At 67.3% G+C, this 21,544-nt stretch carries 19 protein-coding genes, 1 pseudogene and 1 riboswitch; of the genes and pseudogenes, 6 read left to right on the forward strand and 14 right to left on the reverse strand.

All coding sequences use genetic code 11. The features are described 5' to 3' along the window. Positions 1–24 precede the first annotated feature (24 nt). The 7 genes and pseudogenes from CWT10_RS08750 to CWT10_RS08775 form a co-directional block, all read right to left on the reverse strand. Positions 25–1,320 (reverse strand): ABC transporter substrate-binding protein, encoded by a 1,296-nt coding sequence (locus CWT10_RS08750; protein WP_103062728.1) that lies wholly within the window; start codon positions 1,318–1,320, stop codon positions 25–27. An 89-nt stretch (positions 1,321–1,409) separates the two neighbouring features. Beyond that, positions 1,410–2,417, reverse strand: a complete 1,008-nt coding sequence (locus CWT10_RS08755) for a LacI family DNA-binding transcriptional regulator (protein ID WP_103062727.1) — start codon at positions 2,415–2,417, stop codon at positions 1,410–1,412. A 129-nt stretch (positions 2,418–2,546) separates the two neighbouring features. After that, positions 2,547–2,726, reverse strand: a complete 180-nt coding sequence (locus CWT10_RS17360) for a hypothetical protein (protein WP_233188095.1) — start codon at positions 2,724–2,726, stop codon at positions 2,547–2,549. Positions 2,727–2,752: 26 nt separating this feature from the next. Continuing rightward, a pseudogene (locus tag CWT10_RS17955) lies at positions 2,753–2,875 on the reverse strand (hypothetical protein); the annotation flags it as partial. 132 nt (positions 2,876–3,007) lie between these two features. Continuing rightward, positions 3,008–4,063, reverse strand: coding sequence for a GNAT family N-acetyltransferase (locus tag CWT10_RS08765; protein ID WP_103062725.1), 1,056 nt, complete (start codon positions 4,061–4,063; stop codon positions 3,008–3,010). Between the two features lie 127 nt (positions 4,064–4,190). Then, on the reverse strand, positions 4,191–6,398 hold the full coding sequence (locus CWT10_RS08770; RefSeq protein ID WP_233188094.1) for a DNA gyrase/topoisomerase IV subunit B: 2,208 nt from the start codon (positions 6,396–6,398) through the stop codon (positions 4,191–4,193). 158 nt (positions 6,399–6,556) lie between these two features. Then, complete coding sequence (locus CWT10_RS08775; protein WP_158247622.1) at positions 6,557–7,123, reverse strand: MauE/DoxX family redox-associated membrane protein; 567 nt, start codon at positions 7,121–7,123, stop codon at positions 6,557–6,559. 248 nt (positions 7,124–7,371) lie between these two features. Between CWT10_RS08775 and CWT10_RS08780 the strand changes: the two genes are divergently transcribed. Next, on the forward strand, positions 7,372–7,650 hold the full coding sequence (locus CWT10_RS08780; RefSeq protein WP_103062722.1) for a DUF7455 domain-containing protein: 279 nt from the start codon (positions 7,372–7,374) through the stop codon (positions 7,648–7,650). 37 nt (positions 7,651–7,687) lie between these two features. Here CWT10_RS08780 and thiD read toward each other — a convergent pair whose 3' ends face one another. The 4 genes from thiD to CWT10_RS17365 all read right to left on the reverse strand — a co-directional run bounded on the left by thiD (position 7,688) and on the right by CWT10_RS17365 (position 11,836). Further along, positions 7,688–8,521, reverse strand: a complete 834-nt coding sequence (thiD, locus tag CWT10_RS08785) for a bifunctional hydroxymethylpyrimidine kinase/phosphomethylpyrimidine kinase (protein ID WP_103062721.1) — start codon at positions 8,519–8,521, stop codon at positions 7,688–7,690. After that, positions 8,518–9,174, reverse strand: coding sequence for a thiamine phosphate synthase (gene thiE / locus CWT10_RS08790; protein ID WP_103062720.1), 657 nt, complete (start codon positions 9,172–9,174; stop codon positions 8,518–8,520). Before thiE ends, thiD begins: the two co-directional genes overlap by 4 nt. Further along, complete coding sequence (gene thiM, locus CWT10_RS08795; protein WP_103062827.1) at positions 9,171–9,965, reverse strand: hydroxyethylthiazole kinase; 795 nt, start codon at positions 9,963–9,965, stop codon at positions 9,171–9,173. Before thiM ends, thiE begins: the two co-directional genes overlap by 4 nt. A gap of 49 nt (positions 9,966–10,014) precedes the next feature. Continuing rightward, positions 10,015–10,103, reverse strand: a riboswitch (TPP riboswitch). 101 nt (positions 10,104–10,204) lie between these two features. Next, positions 10,205–11,836, reverse strand: a complete 1,632-nt coding sequence (locus CWT10_RS17365) for an RNA polymerase sigma factor (RefSeq protein ID WP_103062719.1) — start codon at positions 11,834–11,836, stop codon at positions 10,205–10,207. Between the two features lie 244 nt (positions 11,837–12,080). Here CWT10_RS17365 and CWT10_RS08805 point away from each other — a divergent pair, with 244 nt between their 5' ends. Together CWT10_RS08805 and pknB are read left to right on the forward strand one after the other, a co-directional pair. Then, positions 12,081–13,220: a polyprenyl synthetase family protein gene (locus CWT10_RS08805; protein WP_103062718.1), complete on the forward strand. Its 1,140-nt coding sequence runs from the start codon at positions 12,081–12,083 to the stop codon at positions 13,218–13,220. A gap of 109 nt (positions 13,221–13,329) precedes the next feature. After that, positions 13,330–15,378, forward strand: coding sequence for a Stk1 family PASTA domain-containing Ser/Thr kinase (pknB, locus tag CWT10_RS08810; RefSeq protein WP_103062826.1), 2,049 nt, complete (start codon positions 13,330–13,332; stop codon positions 15,376–15,378). Positions 15,379–15,417: 39 nt separating this feature from the next. Here the strand turns inward: pknB and CWT10_RS08815 are convergent, their stop codons facing one another. Both CWT10_RS08815 and CWT10_RS08820 read right to left on the reverse strand, forming a co-directional pair. Next, positions 15,418–16,761 (reverse strand): class II 3-deoxy-7-phosphoheptulonate synthase, encoded by a 1,344-nt coding sequence (locus CWT10_RS08815; protein WP_416171705.1) that lies wholly within the window; start codon positions 16,759–16,761, stop codon positions 15,418–15,420. A 238-nt stretch (positions 16,762–16,999) separates the two neighbouring features. Continuing rightward, positions 17,000–18,232 (reverse strand): pyrophosphate--fructose-6-phosphate 1-phosphotransferase, encoded by a 1,233-nt coding sequence (locus CWT10_RS08820; RefSeq protein WP_103062717.1) that lies wholly within the window; start codon positions 18,230–18,232, stop codon positions 17,000–17,002. A 214-nt stretch (positions 18,233–18,446) separates the two neighbouring features. Between CWT10_RS08820 and CWT10_RS17370 the strand changes: the two genes are divergently transcribed. Then, positions 18,447–18,902 (forward strand): helix-turn-helix domain-containing protein, encoded by a 456-nt coding sequence (locus CWT10_RS17370; RefSeq protein ID WP_103062716.1) that lies wholly within the window; start codon positions 18,447–18,449, stop codon positions 18,900–18,902. Between the two features lie 239 nt (positions 18,903–19,141). On the opposite strand, the gene CWT10_RS17665 is transcribed toward CWT10_RS17370, so the two are convergent. Beyond that, complete coding sequence (locus tag CWT10_RS17665; RefSeq protein WP_218937318.1) at positions 19,142–19,540, reverse strand: type II toxin-antitoxin system Phd/YefM family antitoxin; 399 nt, start codon at positions 19,538–19,540, stop codon at positions 19,142–19,144. Positions 19,541–19,590: 50 nt separating this feature from the next. On the opposite strand from CWT10_RS17665, the gene CWT10_RS08835 reads away from it, so the two are divergent. After that, a complete protein-coding gene (locus CWT10_RS08835; protein WP_103062715.1) occupies positions 19,591–20,199 on the forward strand; it encodes a TetR/AcrR family transcriptional regulator in 609 nt (202 codons plus the stop codon). Positions 20,200–20,217: 18 nt separating this feature from the next. Next, complete coding sequence (locus CWT10_RS08840) at positions 20,218–21,408, forward strand: MFS transporter (RefSeq protein WP_233188093.1); 1,191 nt, start codon at positions 20,218–20,220, stop codon at positions 21,406–21,408. The last annotated feature ends 136 nt before the right edge of the window (positions 21,409–21,544 follow it).

The following is a 21,544-nucleotide window of genomic DNA, read 5'->3' on the forward strand; positions in this document are numbered from 1 at the left end:
AATCGGAATTGGCGGATCAGCGGCTCAGTTGGCCTGGTAGCCGTTGTTGGAGGTGATGTCGGCGTCGATATCCTTCACAGCCTGGTCCAGGGTGGACTTGACGTCGGCGCCGGAGACGATGTCGCGGGCAGCCTTGTCGAAGATTGAGGAGATCACCTTGTATCCGGGGGTGGCGGGGCGCAGGAGGGCGTACTTGGTGCCGATCTCGTACACGGGTTCGAGCGCGCCGCCCTCGGCGTAGTATTCCGTCTCGGGGGTGGCCGAGGCGACGGAGGGGAAGTTGCCGATGGCGTTGGAGTACTCCACCAGGTACTCGTCCTGCATGAGGAACTCGATGAAGGCATTGGCGGCCGTCGGGTTGGAGCTGGTGGCCGACACGCCCCACTGCCACGATCCGCCGCCGACGCGCGCGCCCTGGCCGAAGTCAACCGGCGGGAGAATGAGTACCTCGTCCTGGCCGAAGGTCTCCTGGGACTGCAGCACCTTCCAACCGCCGGCGTAGTAGAGGGGAACCTTCCCCTGCAGGAAGTCCTGCCCGTCCGTGGCGGGTGTCTCGGAGGCGTAGCCGTTGGCGAAGCAGGAGCGGAACCACTCGCCCCACTGCACCGCGGCGTCGCCGTTGAGGAAGCCCTCGGCGGTTTCGAAGGTCTCCCGGTCGATCAGGTCGCCGCCAAAGGACTGCAGCATTGGCGCATAGGCGTAGGGCCACCACTCGGCCGAGTCGGCCACCGAGAAGTCGATGGCGTAGTCATAGTCGGGCAGCTCGGCCAGTTTGGCCAGAGCGGCATCGAACTCATCCTTGGTCCAGGGCTTGTCAATCGTGGGGATCGGGACTCCGGCCGCCTCGAAGGCGGACTTGCGTCCCAGGAAGCACAGCGAGGTGTCGTAGGGGCCTACCGAGTACAGGGTGTCGTTCCAGTAGCCCTTGGCGGAGTCGATGATGCTGTCCTCCAGTTCGGAGGAGATCTGCAGGGGCGCGAGGTAACCGGAGTAGGCCCAGTTGGGCATGATGGGGCCGTCCAGGTCAAGGATGTCGGGCAGGTCGCCGGCGACGGCGGCCGCCGCGATGGAGTCGTTGTAGGAGGCCTGCGGGAAGTCCTTGACCTCGACGGGGGTGTCGGGGTTGGCCGCGTTGAAGGCCTCCACCGCATTCTTGACGACGGCGAGTTCCTCCTTGTTGCCGCCGTTGTGGGTCCACAGAGTGATGGTTCCGGAGGAGTCGGAGCTGGCACCGCCCTGCTGGGAGGAGCAGGCGGCAAGGGTTGCGGCCACGGCGGTGGTCGCGCCGAGGCCTAGGAAGGTGCGGCGAGTGGTAGACATGGACACTCCTTCGTGTGTCACTGGGGATGGTTTACCGGAATCGGGACGATTCCGGGGCTTGTGGGGGTGGGCCGGATCCTGACGGCCCCTCAGGCGCCCGGGGGCGCGGGTGCGGTTGAGTTGCGGACCATGAGCTCGCATGGGAAGCGGTGTACTCCTGCGGACTCGGGCAGGTCGCCGGTGATCAGCCGTCGCACGAGCCAGTCCGCCATCTCGTAGTGGGGCAAGCGCATGGTGGTCAGGGGAGGCGCGAGATTGGTGGAGATCAGTCGCAGATCGTCAAAGCCGACGACGGACAACTGTTCGGGGATGGCTATCCCCAGGGCGGAGGCGACCCGATAAACGCCGGCGGCCATGCCGTCGTTGTAGCAGAAGATCGCGGTGGGACGGTCCGCGCGGTCCAACAGCCGACAGGCACCTGAATCGGCCTGTTCCGGATGCTGTCCGCCGGCCACCGTCAGTGCGGGGTCCGGCGAAATACCGGCGTTGCGCAGCGTTTCCTCAAAGGCGGCTCGACGCAGGCCGATGGCGATGGCGGGGTCGTCTTGAGTCAGATGCCCGATCCGACGGTGCCCCAGTTCCAGCAGGTGAGTGACTGCTGTTCGGGCGGCCGCCTCCTCATCCGGTACCACGCCGACGACGTCGTCGCGATCCGCGAAGCCGTTCAACACGGCCACATTAACGAGTTCCGGCGCTACGTGTACCCGCTGGTGGTACATGGCGGCATGAACGATGACGTCTACGCGCCGGGATCGCAGTTCCCTCACGGCACGCCGAGTCTGTTCGGGCTGTCCGCCGGAGTCGGTCAATAGGACCGACCAGCCGAGTTCACGGCTAGCGGTCAGGATCGCGTCGATCATGGCGACGGCGTAGGGCGTTGACAGAACCCGCTCGCCGAGGACGCCGACGGTGCGGGTGCGACGGTTGCGCATGCCGCCGGCCAGTGCGTCGCGCACGTAGCCGAGTTCCTCGGCGGTGGCTCGCACACGCTGTGCAGTCGTCTCGGAGACTCTCCCCTTCGACTTGCCGGACAGCACCAGCGAGGCCGCCGCCGTGGACACGCGCGCAGCCTCAGCAACTTCGGCGAGAGTCGTCATCGCCGCTCCTGTCTGCTCGTGGATGATCCGCACGGTCTGATCTGTCAACAGGAGTGTGCGTCGTCACACGAGGTTAAGTCAAACGATTAACGTCACAGCTACGTATACGAGAGCGATTGGCGGGATCGTTCAGCAGACGGCGGCCAGTGCGGCCCCAGAGTGCAGCAGCGCACGCACGTCGATCCAGGACAGGTAGGTGCCCTGCGAAACCGGCGCGGCGCAGCCGGGCAGTTCACGCGCCACCACGTCGGCCGCCCTTTCCTTGTTGGCGGCGATGTAGCTGCAAGCCTCACTTCCCGGCAGCTCCACAGGACTTCTTCGGCATGTGGCAGGTCCACCCGACGCAGGCTGGTGCCGCGACGGCGGCGGAAGGTATGCGGAAGGTATTCGGAGCGCAGGCTTCCTTCAACGCGGCCGTCGTCTGTGTACCAGATTCCGGAACGGGCGGTCTCCAGCAGGGCGCCCCGGCGCCGACCGTCTCCACGGCGTCACCCCCGGCCGGGGAGCATCAGAACCCGCGGGCTCCTGATGCGATCCACTCGATGTCCACGCCGGTGTTGCGGGCCAAGCCGTCGCACTGGAGTTGGCGCCTACACGTCCAGGCCGTACAGGATGGTTCCACGGGTGGCGGCATATCCCAGGTCGTGAAACAGGTCGACGGCGCCGCTGGGATCGTCGGATTCGAAGCCGGCCGCCGCATACTCCATGCCGTCAGCGGCATAAGCGCACATGGCTGCACACAGCAGCGCCGGACCCACATCACGGGAACGGTAGTCTGCCAGCACACCGATCACGTCGGTGTATCCCTCCCGCCAGCCCAGGGCCTCCCAGTCCTGCTCGTAGCGACTGGATAGCACATAGCCGGCCACCCGGGCCCGGTCACCGGAGCGATCCACCGCCACGAAGCTCCAGTGAGGGGCGAAATAGGCGCGCCCTGAACGCCATTCCTCCGCGCTCATGCTGCCGCCACCGGAGTCCGCGAAGGCCTGGTTATGCGCCCGGCGCACGGCGTCGTCGAAGTCCTCAGACCACCGCTCTATGGTGAGGAATCCGTCTAGATCAACCTCCGGGACGGGCACGGACAGCGGGCGGCGAACCTCCCGGTACCAACGGCGCGGTTCGAAGCGCAGCTCAGCCAAATGCCCCTTCATGCGCTCGTCGTCCTCCAGTACGGTGGTGACGATATGCGCAGGGGTCGTGTTGGCCTGGGAGCCCACGGGCACCCCGGCGCGTTCGGCTCCGATGAGGTGGCGGGCGCGCTCGGCCTGCCAATGCAGTAGTGCCACCCCGATGCCGCGCTTGCGCCAAAGCGGATCAACCGTCCCGGTCATGGAGGCGTAAATCTCCCCGGCCGGACGCAGCCGCACCAGTCCGAAGGCGCGCATCACCCCATCCTCATCCCGGCCGGCCACCCCGGAATAGGTGGGGTCCACGAAATACTCGGCCGTCTCCTGGGCGCTGGTGCGATAGGGGGGATTGTCGTTCTCCTCAGAGCGGGCGATCAAATCCGCTAGCTCGGAATTGTCACGCGGTCCAAGCGGCGCCCAGGTGAGGATGCGAGGCAGTGCGGAGCGGGGACCGGGACGAAACATGGCCCACGGGCCACCCTGACCGGTACGGCGGGTTGAACCGTAAACGGGTGTCATGTGCGTCTCCTTCGACGGGAGGGCTCCCGAACTCGGGCATGCGAAATGATTGGCTCGGGCCAGGTTACCCGAGCTGCCAGCTTGCTACGGGGGGCCTCATAGACCCCCGAACCTGTCCCACCTCCGCTCAGGCATCGATGCGTTCGCGGTCGATGTCGGCGGCGCCTTCGATTATGAAGTCGCGGCGTGGCTCCACGCTGGAGCCCATGAGCAGTTCGAAGACGTTCTCGGCCTCAATCAATTCGGCCTCATCCCCCAATGTGATGCGCCGCAAGGTGCGGTGCTCCGGTTCCATGGTGGTCTCGGCCAATTGGTGTGCGTCCATCTCTCCCAGGCCCTTGTAGCGCTGGGGCTCCTTGAAGCTGCGACCCTGCCGCTCCAACTTGCGCAGCGTGGTGACCAATTCCTCATCGGAGTAGGTGTAGATCACTTCTTTCTTGCGCCGGCCCTGGGCGCTCACCTCAATGCGGTGCAGCGGGGGGACGGCGGCAAAGACACGGCCGGCCTCGATCATGGGGCGCATGTACCGGAAGAACAGGGTGAGCAGCAGGGTACGGATGTGGGCGCCGTCGACGTCGGCGTCGGTCATGAGGATGACCTTGCCGTAGCGGGCGGCGTCCAGATCGAAGGTGCGCCCGGAGCCGGCGCCGACCACCTGGATGATGGCGGAGCACTCGGCGTTGCGCAGCATGTCCGCCTGGGAGGCCTTCTGGACGTTGAGGATCTTGCCGCGGATGGGCAGCAGTGCCTGGAACTCGCTGTTACGGGCGTTCTTGGCGGTTCCCAGGGCGGAGTCGCCCTCAACGATGAACAGCTCGGAGGAGGCGACGTCGTCGGAGCGGCAGTCGGCCAGCTTGGCGGGCAGGGTGGAGGTCTCCAGGGCGGTCTTGCGGCGGGTGATCTCCTTGTGCATGCGGGCGGAGACGCGGGCGCGCATCTCGCCGACGATCTTCTCCTGCAGGGCGCGCGACTGGGTCTTCAGGTCGCGCTTGGAGGAGGTCAGCAGAGCGGTGAGCTCCTTCTCCACCACCTTGGCGACGATCTGCCGCACGGGGGCGGTGCCGAGCACCTCCTTGGTCTGCCCTTCGAACTGGGGCTCGGGCACGCGCACGGTGATGACGGCGGTGAGCCCGGCGAGGATGTCGTCCTTCTCAATGCGCCCGTCGCGGCTGGTGACCTTCAGGGCGCGGGAGTTGGCGTCGATCTGCTTGCGCAGCACCTTGGTGACGGCCTGTTCGAAGCCGGTCAGGTGGGTGCCGCCCATGGGGGTGGCGATGATGTTGACGAAGGAGCGCTCGGTGGTGTCGTAGCCGATGCCCCAGCGCAGGGCCACGTCGACGGTGCAGGTGCGCTCGACCTCGGTGGGGCGCAGGTGGCCGGTGCGCTTGTCGAGTTGCTGCACGGTCTCGGTGTAGGTGCCCTCACCGGTCAGGCGGAAGGTGTCGGTCACGGAGCCATCTGTGGCCAGGAAATCGACGAAGTCGGCGGTGCCACCCTCGGCACGGAAGATCTCCGTGCCCTTCTCGTCCGGTGCGCCGGAGTCGAACAGGTCGCCCTCCGAGCCGCGCTCCGCCTTGGCACCTAGGGCCGGATCGGTGGTGCTGTCAGCCGTGGCTGTGATCGCTTCGGGGCCACGCTCATCGGTGAGGGTGAGTGCGAGCCCGGGCACCAGGAAGCTGGTCTGCCGCAGTCGGGCGCGCAGGGCGGCGATGTCGTATTGGTCGGGGGCGGGGAAGATCTCGGGGTCGGCCCAATAGCGCACTCGGGTGCCAGTGACCCCCCGGCGTACTTTGCCGAGAACGCGCAGCTGGGTGGCCTCGGTGTACTCCTCGAAGGGGGCGTCGGGAGTGGGGCCGGTCGAAGGATCGGTGAACACGCCGGGAACCCCGCGCCGAAAGCTCATGGCGTAGGTCTTGCCACCACGGTCCACCTCCACGTCCATGCGGGCGGACAGGGCGTTGACCACGCTGGCCCCCACGCCGTGCAGGCCGCCGGCCGAGCCGTAGGAGCCGCCGCCGAACTTCCCGCCGGCGTGCAGTTTGGTGTAGACCAGCTCCACGCCGGTCAGGCCGGAGGAGGGCTCCACGTCCACGGGCACGCCGCGCCCGGTGTCACGCACTTCTATGGAGCCGTCGGCGTGGACCAACACGTCAATGCGGTCTCCGTAGCCCTCCAGGGCCTCGTCCACGCCGTTGTCGATGATCTCCCACACGCAGTGCATCAGGCCCCGCTGGTCGGTGGAGCCGATGTACATGCCAGGGCGCTTGCGCACAGCCTCGAGCCCCTCCAGTACGGAGAGGTGGCGGGCCGAGTAGGACTGGGAGGAATCTGGCACGGCCCGAATCTAGCCGATTAAGAGGGCCGATTCGGCATCCCCCGCCGCCGTCGTGGGTGTGGTCTGCGCCGCCCGAGCGCCACGCACCGGTCCCACAAGCCCTCCAGCGCGTCGGCTAAGGGTTCTGTGGGGCCGGCGGATTGAGACGGGCTCGTACTTCACACCGTGGGCGCGCTCGGCGCTGCGCCCGGATGTGAGTTTCGCGTTGCTGCGCGACGCTGCGACCAGCGCTGTAGCACGAGCAGCAGCGTGACGACTCCCATTCCCATATAGGCGGGTGATTGCAGCGAGTCGACCAGAACCAGGCGCTGTTGCTCGACGAAAAAAACGTCGGCCAGCAGCAGGGCTGCGATGACCAGGTTGCGGGCCACCACGACCGGTCCTACTCGCCTGCGGGCGAGCGAGCCCCAGCAGCCGCAGTCTGTTACCAGGCCTCTCGCCAAGGCACTTACCGCCGCCCCCGCCAACACGAGGAAGAATGCGGCAGCGACTAGGTTTGATGCGGGGACCAGCAGTCCCATTACCAGGGCGGCGGCGAGCAGCATCTCCACCACCGGCAGGAAGAAGGCCACCAGGTCTGCACCGCGTCTACCGACCAACCGGTATCCGAGCACATCGCTCACGCCCTGCTGGTAGAGCTGACCCAGCTTTCCGTACGCGCTGACCACCAGCAGAAGGCCGACGAGGATCCGCACGGCACCCAGGGAGTATGCGAAGGCATCCATATCACTTACCTCTACCTTCTGGCGCAGGGGTTTCACACACGACATCACGCCTCAGTTGTAGCCACACCCCGACGATCCGCATACGGTTGCGCCTGCGACGACTTCGACATGCCATCGATATGTGCTTCACATCATATATGAGCTTCGCCAGAATATACAACGTTCGCCGTGGGCGCAGGGGGTGCGCCCGGGGCGGAAAACGGCCCTTCGGCGTTGGCGCGGGCGCCCGGCGGTGGTGGAATCGAGCCATGAGCACGACAACTCCTATCTCCCCCACGGTCGCCGATCCGACGGCCGCGCCCGAACAGGCCACCGGCCCAGCCGCGGCGACCGAGACCCGTCCGCTCACCACTGCCGACCGTTGCGACGCCTGTGGTGCGCAGGCATACCTTCGCGTGGTACTCGCCTCCGGCGAACTGCTGTTCTGCGCCCATCACGGCCGCGCCCACCGCGAGATCCTGGAGCGTCAGGCCCTGTTCATCCAGGACGAGTCCGACCGCCTGACCCGCACCAGCGAGGTCGATTGACCGATTTTCGCTGGGCAGCTCACCCAGCGGTTCCTTCCTACTTGCTGCTGACGCCCTCTGACCGATTCGGCCAGAGGGCGTAGTAGTGATGCACGGGGCCGTGACCGTGGCCGACGCCGAGCAGGTCGGCATGCGCAAGGGCGCCGGCCAGGTAGGCCTTGGCGTCCCGCACCGCGGCGATCCAACTGTCACGCTGCGGTCGCAGGGCGGCGACGGCGGACGACAGTGTGCAGCCGGTGCCGTGGGTGTTGTTGGTGTGCACTCGCACTCCGGGCAGCAGCACCGTGCCATCGGCATCGGCGTAGACATCGGCGGCGTTGGCGGCCTGCCCCACCAGGTGACCGCCCTTGAGCAGCACCCGATGCGCACCCCGGGTAAGCAGCGCCTCGGCCTGGCGGCGCATCTCGTGTGGACTTGCGGCCGCTTCACAACCCAGCAGCGCGGCCGCCTCGGGCAGATTCGGGGTTATCAGGTCCGCCAGCGTGCACAGACGGCGCAGCGCCGCCAAGGCATCGGCGTCGAGCAGGCTGTCCCCGGAGGTGGCCACCATCACCGGGTCCAGCACCGTGTTGGGCAGACCGGGCAGGTACTCCCCCACCGCATCGGCCAGATCGGCGGTGGCGAGCATGCCTATCTTGGTGGCATCCGGGCGGATATCCGCCAGCAGGGTGTCCAACTGCAGGCGCACGAAATCCACGGGGACGGCGTGCACCCCGACCACCCCGCGCGTGGACTGGGCGGTCAGTGCCGTCACCACGCTCATGCCGTAGGCGCCAAGCGCACCCATGGTCTTCAGGTCCGCCTGGATACCGGCGCCCCCGGAGGGGTCGGAGCCGGCGACGGTAAGCACTTTCGGAATCGGGTCGTTCATTGTTCGGCTTCCCAGGCCCCGCGCAGTTGCTGTGCAGCCTCCCGGGGATCATCCGCCAGGCAGATAGCGGAGACGACGGCGGCCCCGGCAAGTCCTCCGACGCGCAGGGCGGGCAGGTCGGTGGCAGTGATGCCACCGATGGCCACGCATGGCAGGGCAGTGGAGGCGGCCAGGCGGATGACGCCATCGGTGCCGATACCTGCGGGCGCATCGGTCTTGGTCGCGGTGGCGCGTACGGCGCCGATGCCCACATGGTCGCAGGCGCCCTCCGATTCCGCCGCGGATAGTTCCTCCGGGGTAGCTGCTGACAGACCCAGGTAGGCGTCATCGCCGATGAGCTCACGCACCACGGTGGCAGGCAGGTCGCGCTGGCCCATGTGCACGCCCGCAACCGGCGCCCCCAGGCGGCGGGCGGCCAGGTACACGTCTACGCGGTCGTTGACGATCACCGGTACCTGCCTGCCGACGGCGTGGGTGACGTCGAGAACCTGGGTGAGGAAGTCGGCGCCGTCGGCTTGCTTGGCACGCACCTGCACGCAGGTGACTCCGCCGCCGACGGCGGCAAGGACGGTGTCGGTGACGGTGCTGCCACGGGAGCGGCACTGGTCGGCGTCGGTGACCAGGTATACCCGCAGGTCGGGGGCAGGTCTCATGAGATCGGAATCCTGGCGATGTCGTCGCCGTCGAGCGTGTAGACGGCGTCAAGCAGGCAGATCTGAAAGGAGCCGGGGCCGGCTGCCGCCTCCGCGGCGAGCTCGGCGGCCGCACTGTAGGCGGCGTGGCAGGCGACAGTGGCCTCGAAGACGTCGGTTCCGATGGCGCGCCCGGCGGCGACGAAGCCGGCCACCAGGGCCCCCAGGGCGCAGCCGCCGCCGGTTATGCGGGTAAGCAGTGCGGACCCGCCGCCCACCCGGACCAGGCGTCTGTCATCAACGATGGCGTCCACGGGGCCGGACACGGCGACAACGGCGCCGGTGGACGCCGAGAGGGCTCTAGCGGCGTCCAGGGCGGCATCCACGGCGTCGGCGGTCTCCACCCCGCGTCCGCCGCCGCCCGAGCCGGCCAGGGCGATGATCTCCGAGGCGTTGCCGCGTATCACGGTGGGGCGCTCCTGCAGTAGGCGGTGGGCCAGGGCGGTGCGGTGCACCAGGGTGCCGACCGCAACCGGGTCCAGCACCCAGGGGACTTCGGCGGCCCGCGCGGCGGTGGCGGCCTCCACGGCAGCGGCGCGCTGCTCGGGCTGGGGCGTGCCCAGGTTGATCAGCAGTGCCGAGGCGTCGGTGGCGAAGGGGCCGGCCTCCCCGGTGACGTCGACCATGGCGGGGGCGGCTCCAGCGGCCAACAGGACGTTGGCGGTGAAGTTCGTGACCACCGCGTTGGTTATGCAGGCCACCAGCGGCCCGGTGGCGCGCAGGGCCTCCAGCACGCCCGCAGGATCTGGAATCGACTCCGGATTCGCCTGGTGCTCGTGCGGATAGGTGTTGACGGACGCGTGCTGCATCATGCGACATCCCTTCGTCAGCATTATCTGGACAGGTTCAACGGGTCTTCTCTCAGCCTGACGGCACCCCGTGTCGTAGGCGCAACGATAGCAAGCAGACGGCCGCCCCGGAACCGGTGAGTTCCGGGGCGGCCGGGCCGTACACGGGTCGGGCGGCGCGCCTGCGGCCCGACCATGATTCGTCAGTCGTCCAGATAGTCGCGCAGCACCTGGGAACGGCTGGGGTGGCGCAGCTTGCTCATGGTCTTGGACTCTATCTGCCTTATACGCTCGCGGGTCACCCCGTAGACCTTGCCGATCTCGTCCAGGGTCTTGGGCTGACCGTCGGTCAAGCCGAAGCGCATGGAGACCACGCCCGCCTCACGCTCGGACAGGGTGTCCAGCACCGCGTGCAGCTGCTCCTGCAGCAGGGTGAAGGACACGGCGTCGGCGGGTACGACCGCCTCGGAGTCCTCGATCAGGTCACCGAACTCGCTGTCGCCGTCCTCACCGAGCGGGGTATGCAGGGAGATGGGCTCGCGCCCGTACTTCTGCACCTCCACGACCTTCTCCGGCGTCATGTCCAGCTCGACGGCCAGCTCCTCCGGGGTGGGCTCGCGGCCCAGGTCCTGCAACATCTGCCGCTGGACGCGGGCGAGCTTGTTAATGACTTCCACCATGTGGACGGGGATGCGGATGGTGCGCGCCTGGTCCGCCATGGCACGGGTGATGGCCTGGCGGATCCACCAGGTGGCGTAGGTGGAGAACTTGTAGCCCTTGGTGTAGTCGAACTTCTCCACCGCGCGGATCAGACCCAGGTTGCCCTCCTGGATCAGGTCCAGGAACAGCATGCCGCGGCCGGTGTAGCGCTTGGCTAGGGAGACCACCAGACGCAGGTTGGCCTCCAGCAGGTGGTTCTTGGCGCGTTGGCCGTCCTGAGCCACCCAGTGCAGCTCACGACGGTACTTGGCCTCCATGTCGTTGCCCTCGGTTGCCAGCAGGTGCTCGGCATACAGGCCCGCCTCAATGCGCTTGGCGAGCTCGACCTCCTGCGCGGCGTTGAGGAGAGCCACCTTGCCGATCTGCTTGAGATAGTCCTTGACCGGATCCGCGGTGGCGCCAGCAGTGACGACCTTCTGGGCGGGCTCATCGCCCTCGTCGGAGTCGGATACCGTGAAGGAGCCGTCCTTGCTCTTATCCCCCTTGGACTTCTTCGCCTTCTTGTTGGCAGCCCTCTCCGCCTCTTCACGCCGGATGCGGTCCAGCTCGCCGGTCAGGGCGGCAATGGAGGGGTTCATCTTGATGCCCTTGATGACCCAACCGCGGAAGATGTAACCGTTGTAGGTGAGGAACTCGCGGGCGACAACCGGTTCCTCTTCACCGGGGATGACGAAGCGGGGCACCGGACCGTGCCCGTACGGGGCCAGGGTGATGGGGTCCTCCAGGGTGCCGTCCCCGCAGATCTCCAGGCCCTCGATGACGGTACGGCTGCGCACGAAGAGCGTGGCGCCGGGTGCAAGCCGTACGTTCTTCAGCGCGGCGGGCGTGTTGAAGGGGTGACGCTTGGTGCCATCACCGTTGTCCTCCAACAGCACATCCAGGTAGTAGTCGCGCAGCTCCGGAGCGGGCGCTTCCTGCGCCTCCTGAGCGTCCGCGGCTTCGGCGGTGTGCGTGTCGTCTTCCGGCCTGTCGTCTTCCGGCGTGTCGTCCACGTCCTCGGCGTCGGCCGCGTCGGCGTCGAAATCGGTGTCGATGTCATCGACCTCGAGGTCGGTGTCCTGCTCGACCTCTAGGGGCTCATCGATGTCGTCAGCGAATTCGGCACGCTCCCGCATGTGAGTGGGAGTAGGAGCAACTGTGGAAGTAGCCACGGATTTCCTTTCGCGGAGCAGACGGTTCGGCTGGAGGAGCGCACAGAGCCGGGACAAGTCTACGCGAACCCGTAAAGGGCCCGTCCACGCGCGGCACACCGTCGCGGACCAACGAGGGCTTCAAACCCAACTCGACACAGCCACCAACGGCAGCAACAACGATGCACGCGCCCGGTGTATTCCCGAGGCATTCATCTAGCCTGGGCTCATGACCGAGGTTGACACCCTACTGCCGCTGGTGCGCGACGTCGTCGATACTCGCCTGGATCGGGTTCTGACGCGGATGCGTTCGCAGTGGCACGACCGGCGCGCACAGACCGATGCTCTCCTTGACGCCGCCACCGAACTTCTGTCCGGAGGCAAACGCATGCGGGCCGCATTGGGGGCGGTGGGGCTGACGCTGCCCGACGGCGGCGATGCCCCCGCCGAGGTACTGGGCGGTCCCACTGCGGCGAGACTGGGCGCCGCCCTGGAGCTTTATCAGGCGAGTGCGCTCGTCCATGACGACGTGATCGATGCCGCCGATACCCGCCGCGGCCGGCCCGCGGCACACCGGCGGTACGCGGCCCGCCACCAGCAGTCCGGCTGGCACGGTTCGGCACAGGCCTACGGCATGAGCGCCGCGATACTGCTGGGGGATCTGCTGATGTCGGCCGCTGCCGCGGAGATGGGCGCCGCAGTCCGGGATGTGGACGGTCAGGCCGCCCGCAACGCCCGGGACGCCTTCGACGCCATGACGGCAGAGGTTGCCGTCGGTCAGTTCCTTGATGTTCACCATGAGGTGCTGCCGCTGCCCGACCCCGCCGACCGGCCCGTACAGGCGGGTGCCGCCATGCGCTCATCCGCGCTGGAGGTGGTAAGGCACAAGTCGGCCCGGTATTCGGTTATGTATCCACTGCTGATCGGTGCCCTGCTTGCGGGTGCGCCCCCGCAAGGCGAGTTGCTTGCCGCGCTGGAGGTGTTCGGTGAGCAGGTCGGAGTCGCCTTCCAGCTGCGCGACGACGCACTCGGAGTGTTCGGGGACCCCGAGCTGACCGGCAAGCCCGCAGGTGACGATCTGCGCGAGGGCAAACGCACCGTGTTGGTCGCCCTGGCCTGGCAACGCTGTAACGACAAGGGCCGAAGGCTGCTGACCGAGGTGCTGACCGGTTGTGCGGGCGCCGCTGAAGTCGAGCGAGCCGCCCGGGTCATACGCGACTGTGGAGCCCTGCACGCCTTGGAGGAGGAGATCTCCGCGCACACCGCCACCGGCCTGGCTGCGCTAGACGCCCTCCCTGATGCCCTCAGCCCTGGCGCACGTGAGACCTTGCACGACCTGACGAAGGTGTTGACCGCCCGCCAAAACTGATTGGGTGTGCCGGCACGGTGCCGGTCCAACCCGGTCCGGGGCCCGGCGCCCGGAGGTGTGCTGCGCTGCGTACCAACAGGTGCCTGCATTGCCCCGTACACTCGGCACCGTGACCAAGGATCCTCTCATCGGCCGCCTGGTCGACGCTCGTTATGAGATCGTCGACCGCGTCGCCCGTGGGGGCATGGCCACCGTCTACCGGGCGCACGATCGCCGCCTGGACCGCCTGGTGGCGCTTAAGCTCATGCACCCCCACCTGGCCGACTCCCCCGACTTCGTGGCCCGCTTCCGCCGCGAGGCCCGGGCGGCGGCGCGACTGTCGAATCCCGGAGTCGTATCCGTGTACGACCAGGGCAGTCTCGACGGCGTCGCCTATCTGGTGATGGAGTTGGTCGAAGGCCCCAATCTGCGTGACCTGATAACCGCCGGGCCCTTGACCGTGCGGGAGGCGCTCGGTCTGACCGCGCAGGTGCTGCGCCCCCTCGGTGCCGCGCACCGGGCGGATCTGGTCCATCGCGACATCAAGCCGGAAAACGTACTGCTTCCCGCCGACGGCTCGGTCGCCAAGGTCGCCGACTTCGGGCTGGCCCGCGCCGTAACCGAGGTCGCCCAGACAACCACCGGGAACGTGCTGGGCACGGTCGCTTACCTGGCGCCCGAGCTGATCACCACCGGCTCCTCCGCCCCCTGCGCCGATGTGTACTCCGTCGGCGTGATCCTGTACGAGTTGCTCACCGGGGTGCAGCCATTCGCTGCGGATACGCCCATACAGATCGCCTTCCGTAACGTGCACGAGGACATCCCTGCCCCTTCACTGCGACTGCCGGATCTGTCAGAACGGGTCGATGAGCTTGTGTCGGTGATGACGAGCCGTGACCCGCACTCCCGTCTAGCCGATGCCGATACCGCGCTGACTCGCCTGCGGGAGGTCGTATCGGCCCTGACCGATGCCGAACTTTCCGTCAAGCGCGGGGGCGCCACCGGTTCGGTGCGCACGCAGGAGGTACTGGCGGCCAACGCGGAAGCCGCCCGCACCGCCATGGCCTCCACGGACGGGGAGCAGGTCGAGGACGACGGCGCTCAGCTTCCTGCCGACGCCGCCACACCCGGCGCCGGGTTGCGCACGGTGTCGTTGCCAATTGGTTCTATCGCCCCGGATGAGGCCACTCGGGGGCGGGACGGCAGTACACGCGCCCTGGAGCGGTCGGCGCTGTCCCGCGAGGAGGACGAGCGTGCCACGCAGAAGGTCTCCCGCTCCCCCGTGGGCGGGACGGGCCGACGCGCGCTGATCGCCGCGGGCCTGCTGCTGGCCGCCGGGAGCGCAGGTGCCTGGTACTTCGCCCTGGGCCCAGGACACACCGTGCCGGTGCCGCAGATTGTCGGAATGACCGCCGCCGAAGCGCAGGCGGCGGTTGAGGCCGTGGGACTGGTGTGGGGCGCTCCCACACGCGTCTACTCCGACACTGTGCCCGCCGATTCGGTGATCTCCTGCTCCCCGGCCGCTGACGCCCGCGTGCATCCGGGTGAGGCGGTAACACCGGTGATTTCTCGGGGCATTGAGCGCAAGAAGGTGCCCGACGTCGTCGGCGTCACCGAGGAGGACGCCGCCACCGCCATAACGGAAGCGGGGCTGTCGCTCGGCGCCGTCACCAAGACCTACTCCGATTCCTTCGCCTCCGGAATGGTCATCTCCTCCGACCCGCGGGCGGGCACCACGGTGGATCACTCCACCGCCGTGGCGATCGTGGTGTCCTTGGGGCGCCAGCCCGCGACCATCCCGGACGTGACCGGCATGAGTGTGGCGGATGCGACCACCACCTTGGAAGCGGCCGGGCTGACGCTCGGCACCCAGTCGGAGTCCTATTCGGATACCGTCGCCTCCGGCCTGATCATCTCCTCGTCCCCCTCCTCCGGTGATAGTGGCTACTACCATGGTGACGCGGTGGACGTAACCGTGTCCAAGGGTCCGCAGATGGTTACTGTGCCCGATGTGTCCGGGATGAGTGAGGAAGATGCCATTGCGACCCTGGAGGAGGCCGGGCTGGACACCAGGGTGTCCCGGATCATGGGAGGCCTTTTCGGCACCGTTCACTCCACCGACCCTGCGGCCGGTGAAAGAGTGCGCAAGGGCTCCAGGGTGACCTTGAACGTGGTCTGAGCCTCGGCCTTGACTACCGTTGCTCCACGCCCGCAGCGCTCAGTCGCGCAGCATCTCCGCTACCTCGAAGGCCATCTCCAGGGACTGCTGGTGGTTCAGCCGCGGGTCCACGAGGGTCTCATAGCGGCGGGCCAGGGCGGCCTCGTCGATATGCTCACCGCCGCCGAGAACCTCGGTGACGTCGTCTCCGGTCAGTTCCACGTGGATGCCGGCGGGCACCGTGCCCAGGCGGCGGTGCACCTCGAAGAACCCCCGGACCTCCTCCATCACCGTGTCGAAGCGGCGGGTCTTGTAGCCGTTGTCCGAGGTGATGGTGTTGCCGTGCATGGGGTCGGTGATCCAGGTGACCGGTCGCCCGTCCGCCTGCACGATCTCCACCAGGGGCGGCAGCACGTCCCGAATACGGTCCGCGCCCATGCGGGTGATGAGGCTGAGTCGGCCCGGATCGCCAGTGGGATTGAGATGGTCTATCAGAGCCAGGAGTTCATCGCGGGTGGTTGTCGGGCCGATCTTGACCCCGACCGGGTTGTGAACTCCGGCGAGCAGGGCCACATGGGCATCATCGACTCCGCGGGTGCGTTCCCCCACCCACAGGAAGTGGGCGGAAGTGTCATACAGGCGGCCGGAGCGGGAGTCCTCACGCGTCATGGCGTCCTCGTACTCCAGCAGGAGTGCCTCGTGGGCGGCGTAGAAGTCGACCTGTCGCAGGGCCTCGAAGTCGACGCCGGCGGCCTCCATGAAACGCATGGCGCGGTCGATCTCCTCGGCGAAGGATTCGAAGCGCTTATAGGCGGGGTTAGCCGTGAAGCCGCGATTCCAGGAGTGGACCTCACGCAGGTCCGCATAACCGCCCATGGTGAATGAGCGGATTAGGTTCAGGGTGGTTCCGGCACGCAGGTAGGCGTCCACCATGCGCTGTGGGTCGGGCACGCGCGCCTCCGGGGTGAAGGCGTGGTCATTGACCGAGTCCCCGCGGTAGGAGGGCAGGGTCACGCCGTCGCGAGTCTCGGTGTCGCAGCTGCGCGGCTTGGCGTACTGGCCGGCCATTCGGCCGATCTTGACCACCGGCGTGGAGGCGGCATAGGTCAACACGGCCGCCATCTGCAAGATGGTCTGCAGCTTCAGGCGGATATTGATGGCGGTGTTGTCGTGGAACGACTCCGCGCAGTCCCCGCCCATGAGTACGAAGGCGCGTCCCTGGGAGGCCCACACCATTTTCTCACGCAAGGAGTCGACCTCGCCCGCGAATACCAGCGGGGGGCGGGTGCGCAGGTCCGCCGCGGCGTCGGCGAGCGCCTGGGGGTCCGGGTAACGGGGCTGCTGGGCGGCGTAGTGCTGCCGCCAGTCGGACGCTCCGCCGGGAACGTGGAGCTCGTTCATCATGGCGCCAGCATAGGTGAGCTCGGCGGGGCGGTGGGCGGTGCGCCGAAACGTGGGACGTGGGACACGGGCATGTTCGGCCCGAGCGGACGGCTGGACGCTCACTCGGGCTGGCAGGGCTAGAGACGACCGCGGAAAGGGACAGCGCAGTGAACACCAAACAGTGTGCACCAAGACGGGCCGGCCTGGACGCGATCATTCGCCTCCATGCCGGCCCGTCCATATGGCGATGGGTCCGTGCTCAGGCCTCGCCGTCAGTGGTGGCGGCGGGCTCGAGGCTCTGGCCGAGCTCGGCCATCAGGTCCACGAACCACTGCTGGGTGATGTCGAAGGGCTTGCCACCGGCGATGCGGTCGAAGGCGATGGCGCCGAGTCGGTCACCGTTTTCCTCATCCTGGCCGATCACGCCGGGCTCGCCACGCAGGGCGCAGTCGACTGCGAGGTCGCACATCTGCTTGATCAGAGCCAGGTCCTCCTCATTGGCCGCGGCGGCGCGCGAGTAGTAGCCGGACTTCTGCACCATGACCTTCTCGGCGCCGATCAGGTCGGCGAACTGGCGAGCGAACCACTGGCCGGGGTTGATGGTGTCGAGCTTTACGTGGCCGAAGGGGTCCCGCTGGACCTCCTCACCCTTGGCCTCCATCTCCGCAATGATCTCAGGGACGCCGGCTCCCTCGGACAAGAAGATGTTGACATTGCCCTGCTCATCCATGATGGCCTTCAGACGCTCAGCCTCGGCGGCGATGTCCAGCTTGGCCTCGGGCACGAACACGGCGTGCACGTCCCAGCGCTCCTTGGCCAAACCCAGCGAGGGGGCCCACTGGCGGTCCTTGAGCAGCTCGTGGTAGCGGCGGGCGGTCTCGGCGGTGAGGTAACCGCAGTTGCGGCCCATGCACTCGTGGACGATCAGCATGCGCGGGTTGGAGCGGTGCTCGCCGATCACGTTAAGAGCGAAGCCGGCGCCCTGCTCGGCAGCCGTCCAGGCACCCAGTGACTGGCGGATCGGGACGACATCATTGTCGATGGTCTTGGGCAGGCCGACTACGGTGAGGTCGTAGTCGTGCTCGTGCAGGTAGGCGGCCAGGTCGGCGGCGGTGGTGTTGGTGTCGTCACCGCCGATGGTGTGCAGCACGTCGACGCCGTCTTCGCGCAGGCGCTCGGCGGCGAAGGCGAGCGGGTCGACACCCTCCTTGACCAGGCCGCGCTCTACCAGGTTCTTGGCGTTGGTGAGCTTGACGCGGGAGTTGCCGATCGGGGAGCCGCCGTACTGGCGCAGCACGCCCGCGTTCTTGCGGCCCTCGTCGTCGATGACGACGTAGTTACCGGTGAGCAGGCCGTGGTAGCCGTACTGGTAGGCGATGATCTCAACCTCGGGGGCGACCTCGGTGTAGCGCTCGATGAGGTCGCCGACGGCGGCAGACAGGCAGGGGGCGAAGCCGCCCGCGGTGAGGAGGGCGACGCGACGGATCGACATCGGAAACCTTTCGTAGGTAGTGGGGCTTGTCGCAGCCATCCTACCGGGACGCCCCCGCTGTGCAGACAGATTCACCCCAACCCCGAATTCTCCCGAGACCGGCACTCGTTACGCACCGAGACCGGTGGAAGTGACGTGCCGGAACCGGCCAAGGCCGGTCGGACCGCCGCCTTGACGTCCCATTCGGCGATCACGCCCGCGTTATCATGGATGCGTGACACAGCGCACCGAACGTGACTGGATCCGCTTCCGTCGCCACGCGGCGGGGCTGAGCCAACGCGAACTCGCGGACCGCACCGGTGTCAGCCAACCACTCATTGCCGCCATCGAGTCCGGCGCGCGCCGTCCGTCCGCTGACACGCAGGAGCGGCTGCGAAAGGCGTTACAGGTGCGCCCCTCAGTTCTGCTGCGCGCTGCGCGCAAAGAGGTCATCGCGTTGGCCGGTTCGCATGGATGCGAGGTTATCGACGCGTACGGCTCCGTAGCCAGCGGCGAGGATCGCCCCGAATCCGACATCGACTTGCTGGTCCGCTTTCCAGCAGGTGCGGACATCCTCGACCTGTTGGAGCTTCAGGAGGAGTTGTCGAATCTACTGACGGTGTCCGTCGACGTGGTCTTGGCCAGTAGCGGCTCAGTCACAACATCCGGGGCTTCCCTGGAGTCGGTATGAATATGAGTACTACGCCATCACCCGCAGGCCGGGTGGAACGGCGGCTCGCGGATCTGAGACGCTTAGGAGCCGGGGCCGCCTTCATCGGAAACCACGGCTTCGACGCCTACGCGTCAGACTCGATGGGCAGACTCGACGGACGAGGCGCTGCTGCGTAAGAAGTCCGCATCCCTGGGCTGCTGACCGCAGTCGGGCTGTAACCGGGTTCGGCGTACTGTCCGGACCCGGCATTTGGTGTGCTACGCGGGACTCGAAGGCCGACGCACGCGAAAGCGGCACCGACGCCGCGTCATCGATTCTGTAGATGATGCGGTAATCGCCCCGTCGCGCACTGTGGAGCCCGGCCAGCTCAAAGCACAGAGGCTGGCCGACGCGATGCGGATTGTCTCGCAGCGGATCCACTCGGTTAGCGCGGGGCGACTCAGGATGTCGAGCGTCTCCTCAAGTGACCCCAGGTCATCCGCAGAGATGACGACCGCCGCGGGGCGACCGTGCTGGGTGATCGTTACACGGTTATGCTCCCGCTCCACCTGGCCGACGACCTCGGACAGGTGGTTCTTCACCTCCCGCAACGGCATGTCAGCGTCGACCGACATGGCAACGAATCTGGCCACAACACTGACGTGTACACGACTCATGCGCCGCGCAGACACTTGACGAAGTTATACATACATGGTTGTCTGTAAGCATGCGTCGCACCGCCGCCGAGGCCGCCGAGACCCGCCAGGCCGTCATCCGATCCGCCCTGCACCACTTCGCGAAGGACGGCTGGGAGGCCTGCTCGCTGGTGGAGGTGGCCCGCGGCGCCGACGTGACTCGCGGCGCCGTCTACCACCACTTCACCGGCAAGCGCGATCTGCTCGACGCCGTCCTGTCAGAGCAATGGCGCGACCAGGGGGAGGCGCTCCTCGCCGCGCTCGACGCCTCCGCGGCCCCAGAGGTGCGGCTCACGGCGTTCCTGGCGGACTACCTGCGCAGACTTCATGGGGACACGGCCTTCCGCGAACTCGCCGTCGTCACCGTTCTCGTAGCGCCGCAGGCACCGGCGATCAAGTCCGCAATGGAGCAGAAGGAGGCGGCACTCGCGCGGTGGTCGGCGCTGCTCATCGGGCTTCTGACCGAGTGCGAGGAGCGGCTGCGCGCTCCGCTAGACATCGCCCGGTTCAACATCACGTCATTCCTGTACGGCGCCACGCTCACCGCGGCGCTCACACCAGACGACCTGCCCGAGCCCAAGTGCTGCGAGGCTACGGCGCATGCCCTGGTAGCGGGACTGATAGCCGTGGAATCGGTCTGACACCAAAGAAGGACTGTCATGCAACCATCGTCATCCGACACCACAACCAGCCCACGCATGGCCGTCGTGGTCGCCTGCGTCGCCCTGTTCACCGACATGCTCGTCTACGGGATTCTCATCCCGGTACTCCCGCTGCTCCGCGCCGTGACCGAGGCCGGCCCCTCGGCAACCGGCCTGCTCTTCGCCGCCTATGCGGCCGCACTGGTGATAGTCACTCCTATCGCCGGGCGAGTTGTGGACAAACGCGGTCCTCGCGGGCCGCTGCTCGCCGCATTGGTGGGCCTGGCAGGCGCGTGTCTGCTGTTCACCATCGGTGGTCCTTACTGGTTGCTTCTGACGGCCCGCACGCTCCAGGGAGCCGCCGCCGGATTGAGCTGGGTGGCCGGGCTGTCACTGATCGCCGCCACCGTACCTCTGCGGCAACGCGGGACCTATCTCGGACTGGCAATGAGCATGGTTTCGGTCGGCGTACTGGCCGGTCCGCCCCTGGCGGGCTGGTTGGCAGGGCTCGGAGGGCATTCGGCTCCCTTCCTCTGTGCGACCGCGCTACTGGTGATCGACGGTGTACTGCGGATTGTCTTCATCCGTTCGGACCCGCCACCCGATGACGACCCCGCCACCGCGATGGACGTGTTGCGCACGCCCGGATGCTGGCCAGTAGTCGCGCTGATTCTCTTCGGCGCCACCGTCACTTCCTGCATTGAGCCGGTTCTCCCCACGCACCTGGCGGAGGCATTCGGCACCGGCCCCACCGGCATCGGCCTGCTGTTCGCGCTGCTGACCCTAGTCGGCGCCTGTCTGAACCCATTGGTCGGAGCCTGTCTGCCACACGTATCACCAAGGGGGCTGACCTTACTGGGCGCCGCCGCCGCAGCCGTAGGCCTGGTTCTGGTGGGAATCGGGCCGAGCCTCCCAGTAGTCATCACCGGACTGGTTTGTCTGGGCGGCGCAATCGCCCTCCTGGTGGCACCGGCAGGTGCACTAATAGGCGTTCAGGGAGCCATGGCCACACCTCCCGCTATCGGCGGCGCCTACTCCCTCTACAACCTGGCTTACGCCGGAGGTCTATTCATTGGCCCTACCCTGAGTGGCGCGCTCACCGAGGGGATCGGCTTTGCAGGTGCCTGCCTGGCGCTGGCGGTCGTCGTAGCGCCCGCCGCCGCGATACTCGCCCGGTTGCCGCGCAAGTTCGCGGTCATGCCCGGGTGAAACTGTCCGGATTCGGCATGAACGGCGTCGACCGACCAAGAACTACCCAAAGAATACGCATGATTCCAACATTCCTGAAAACGCAGACCGGCGCGCCAGCTCCGTTCGTGCCGATCTTGGACATTTCGGCCCCGTA

The sequence above is a fragment of the Actinomyces qiguomingii genome, assembly GCF_004102025.1.
Classification (GTDB): Bacteria; Actinomycetota; Actinomycetes; order Actinomycetales; family Actinomycetaceae; genus Actinomyces; species Actinomyces qiguomingii.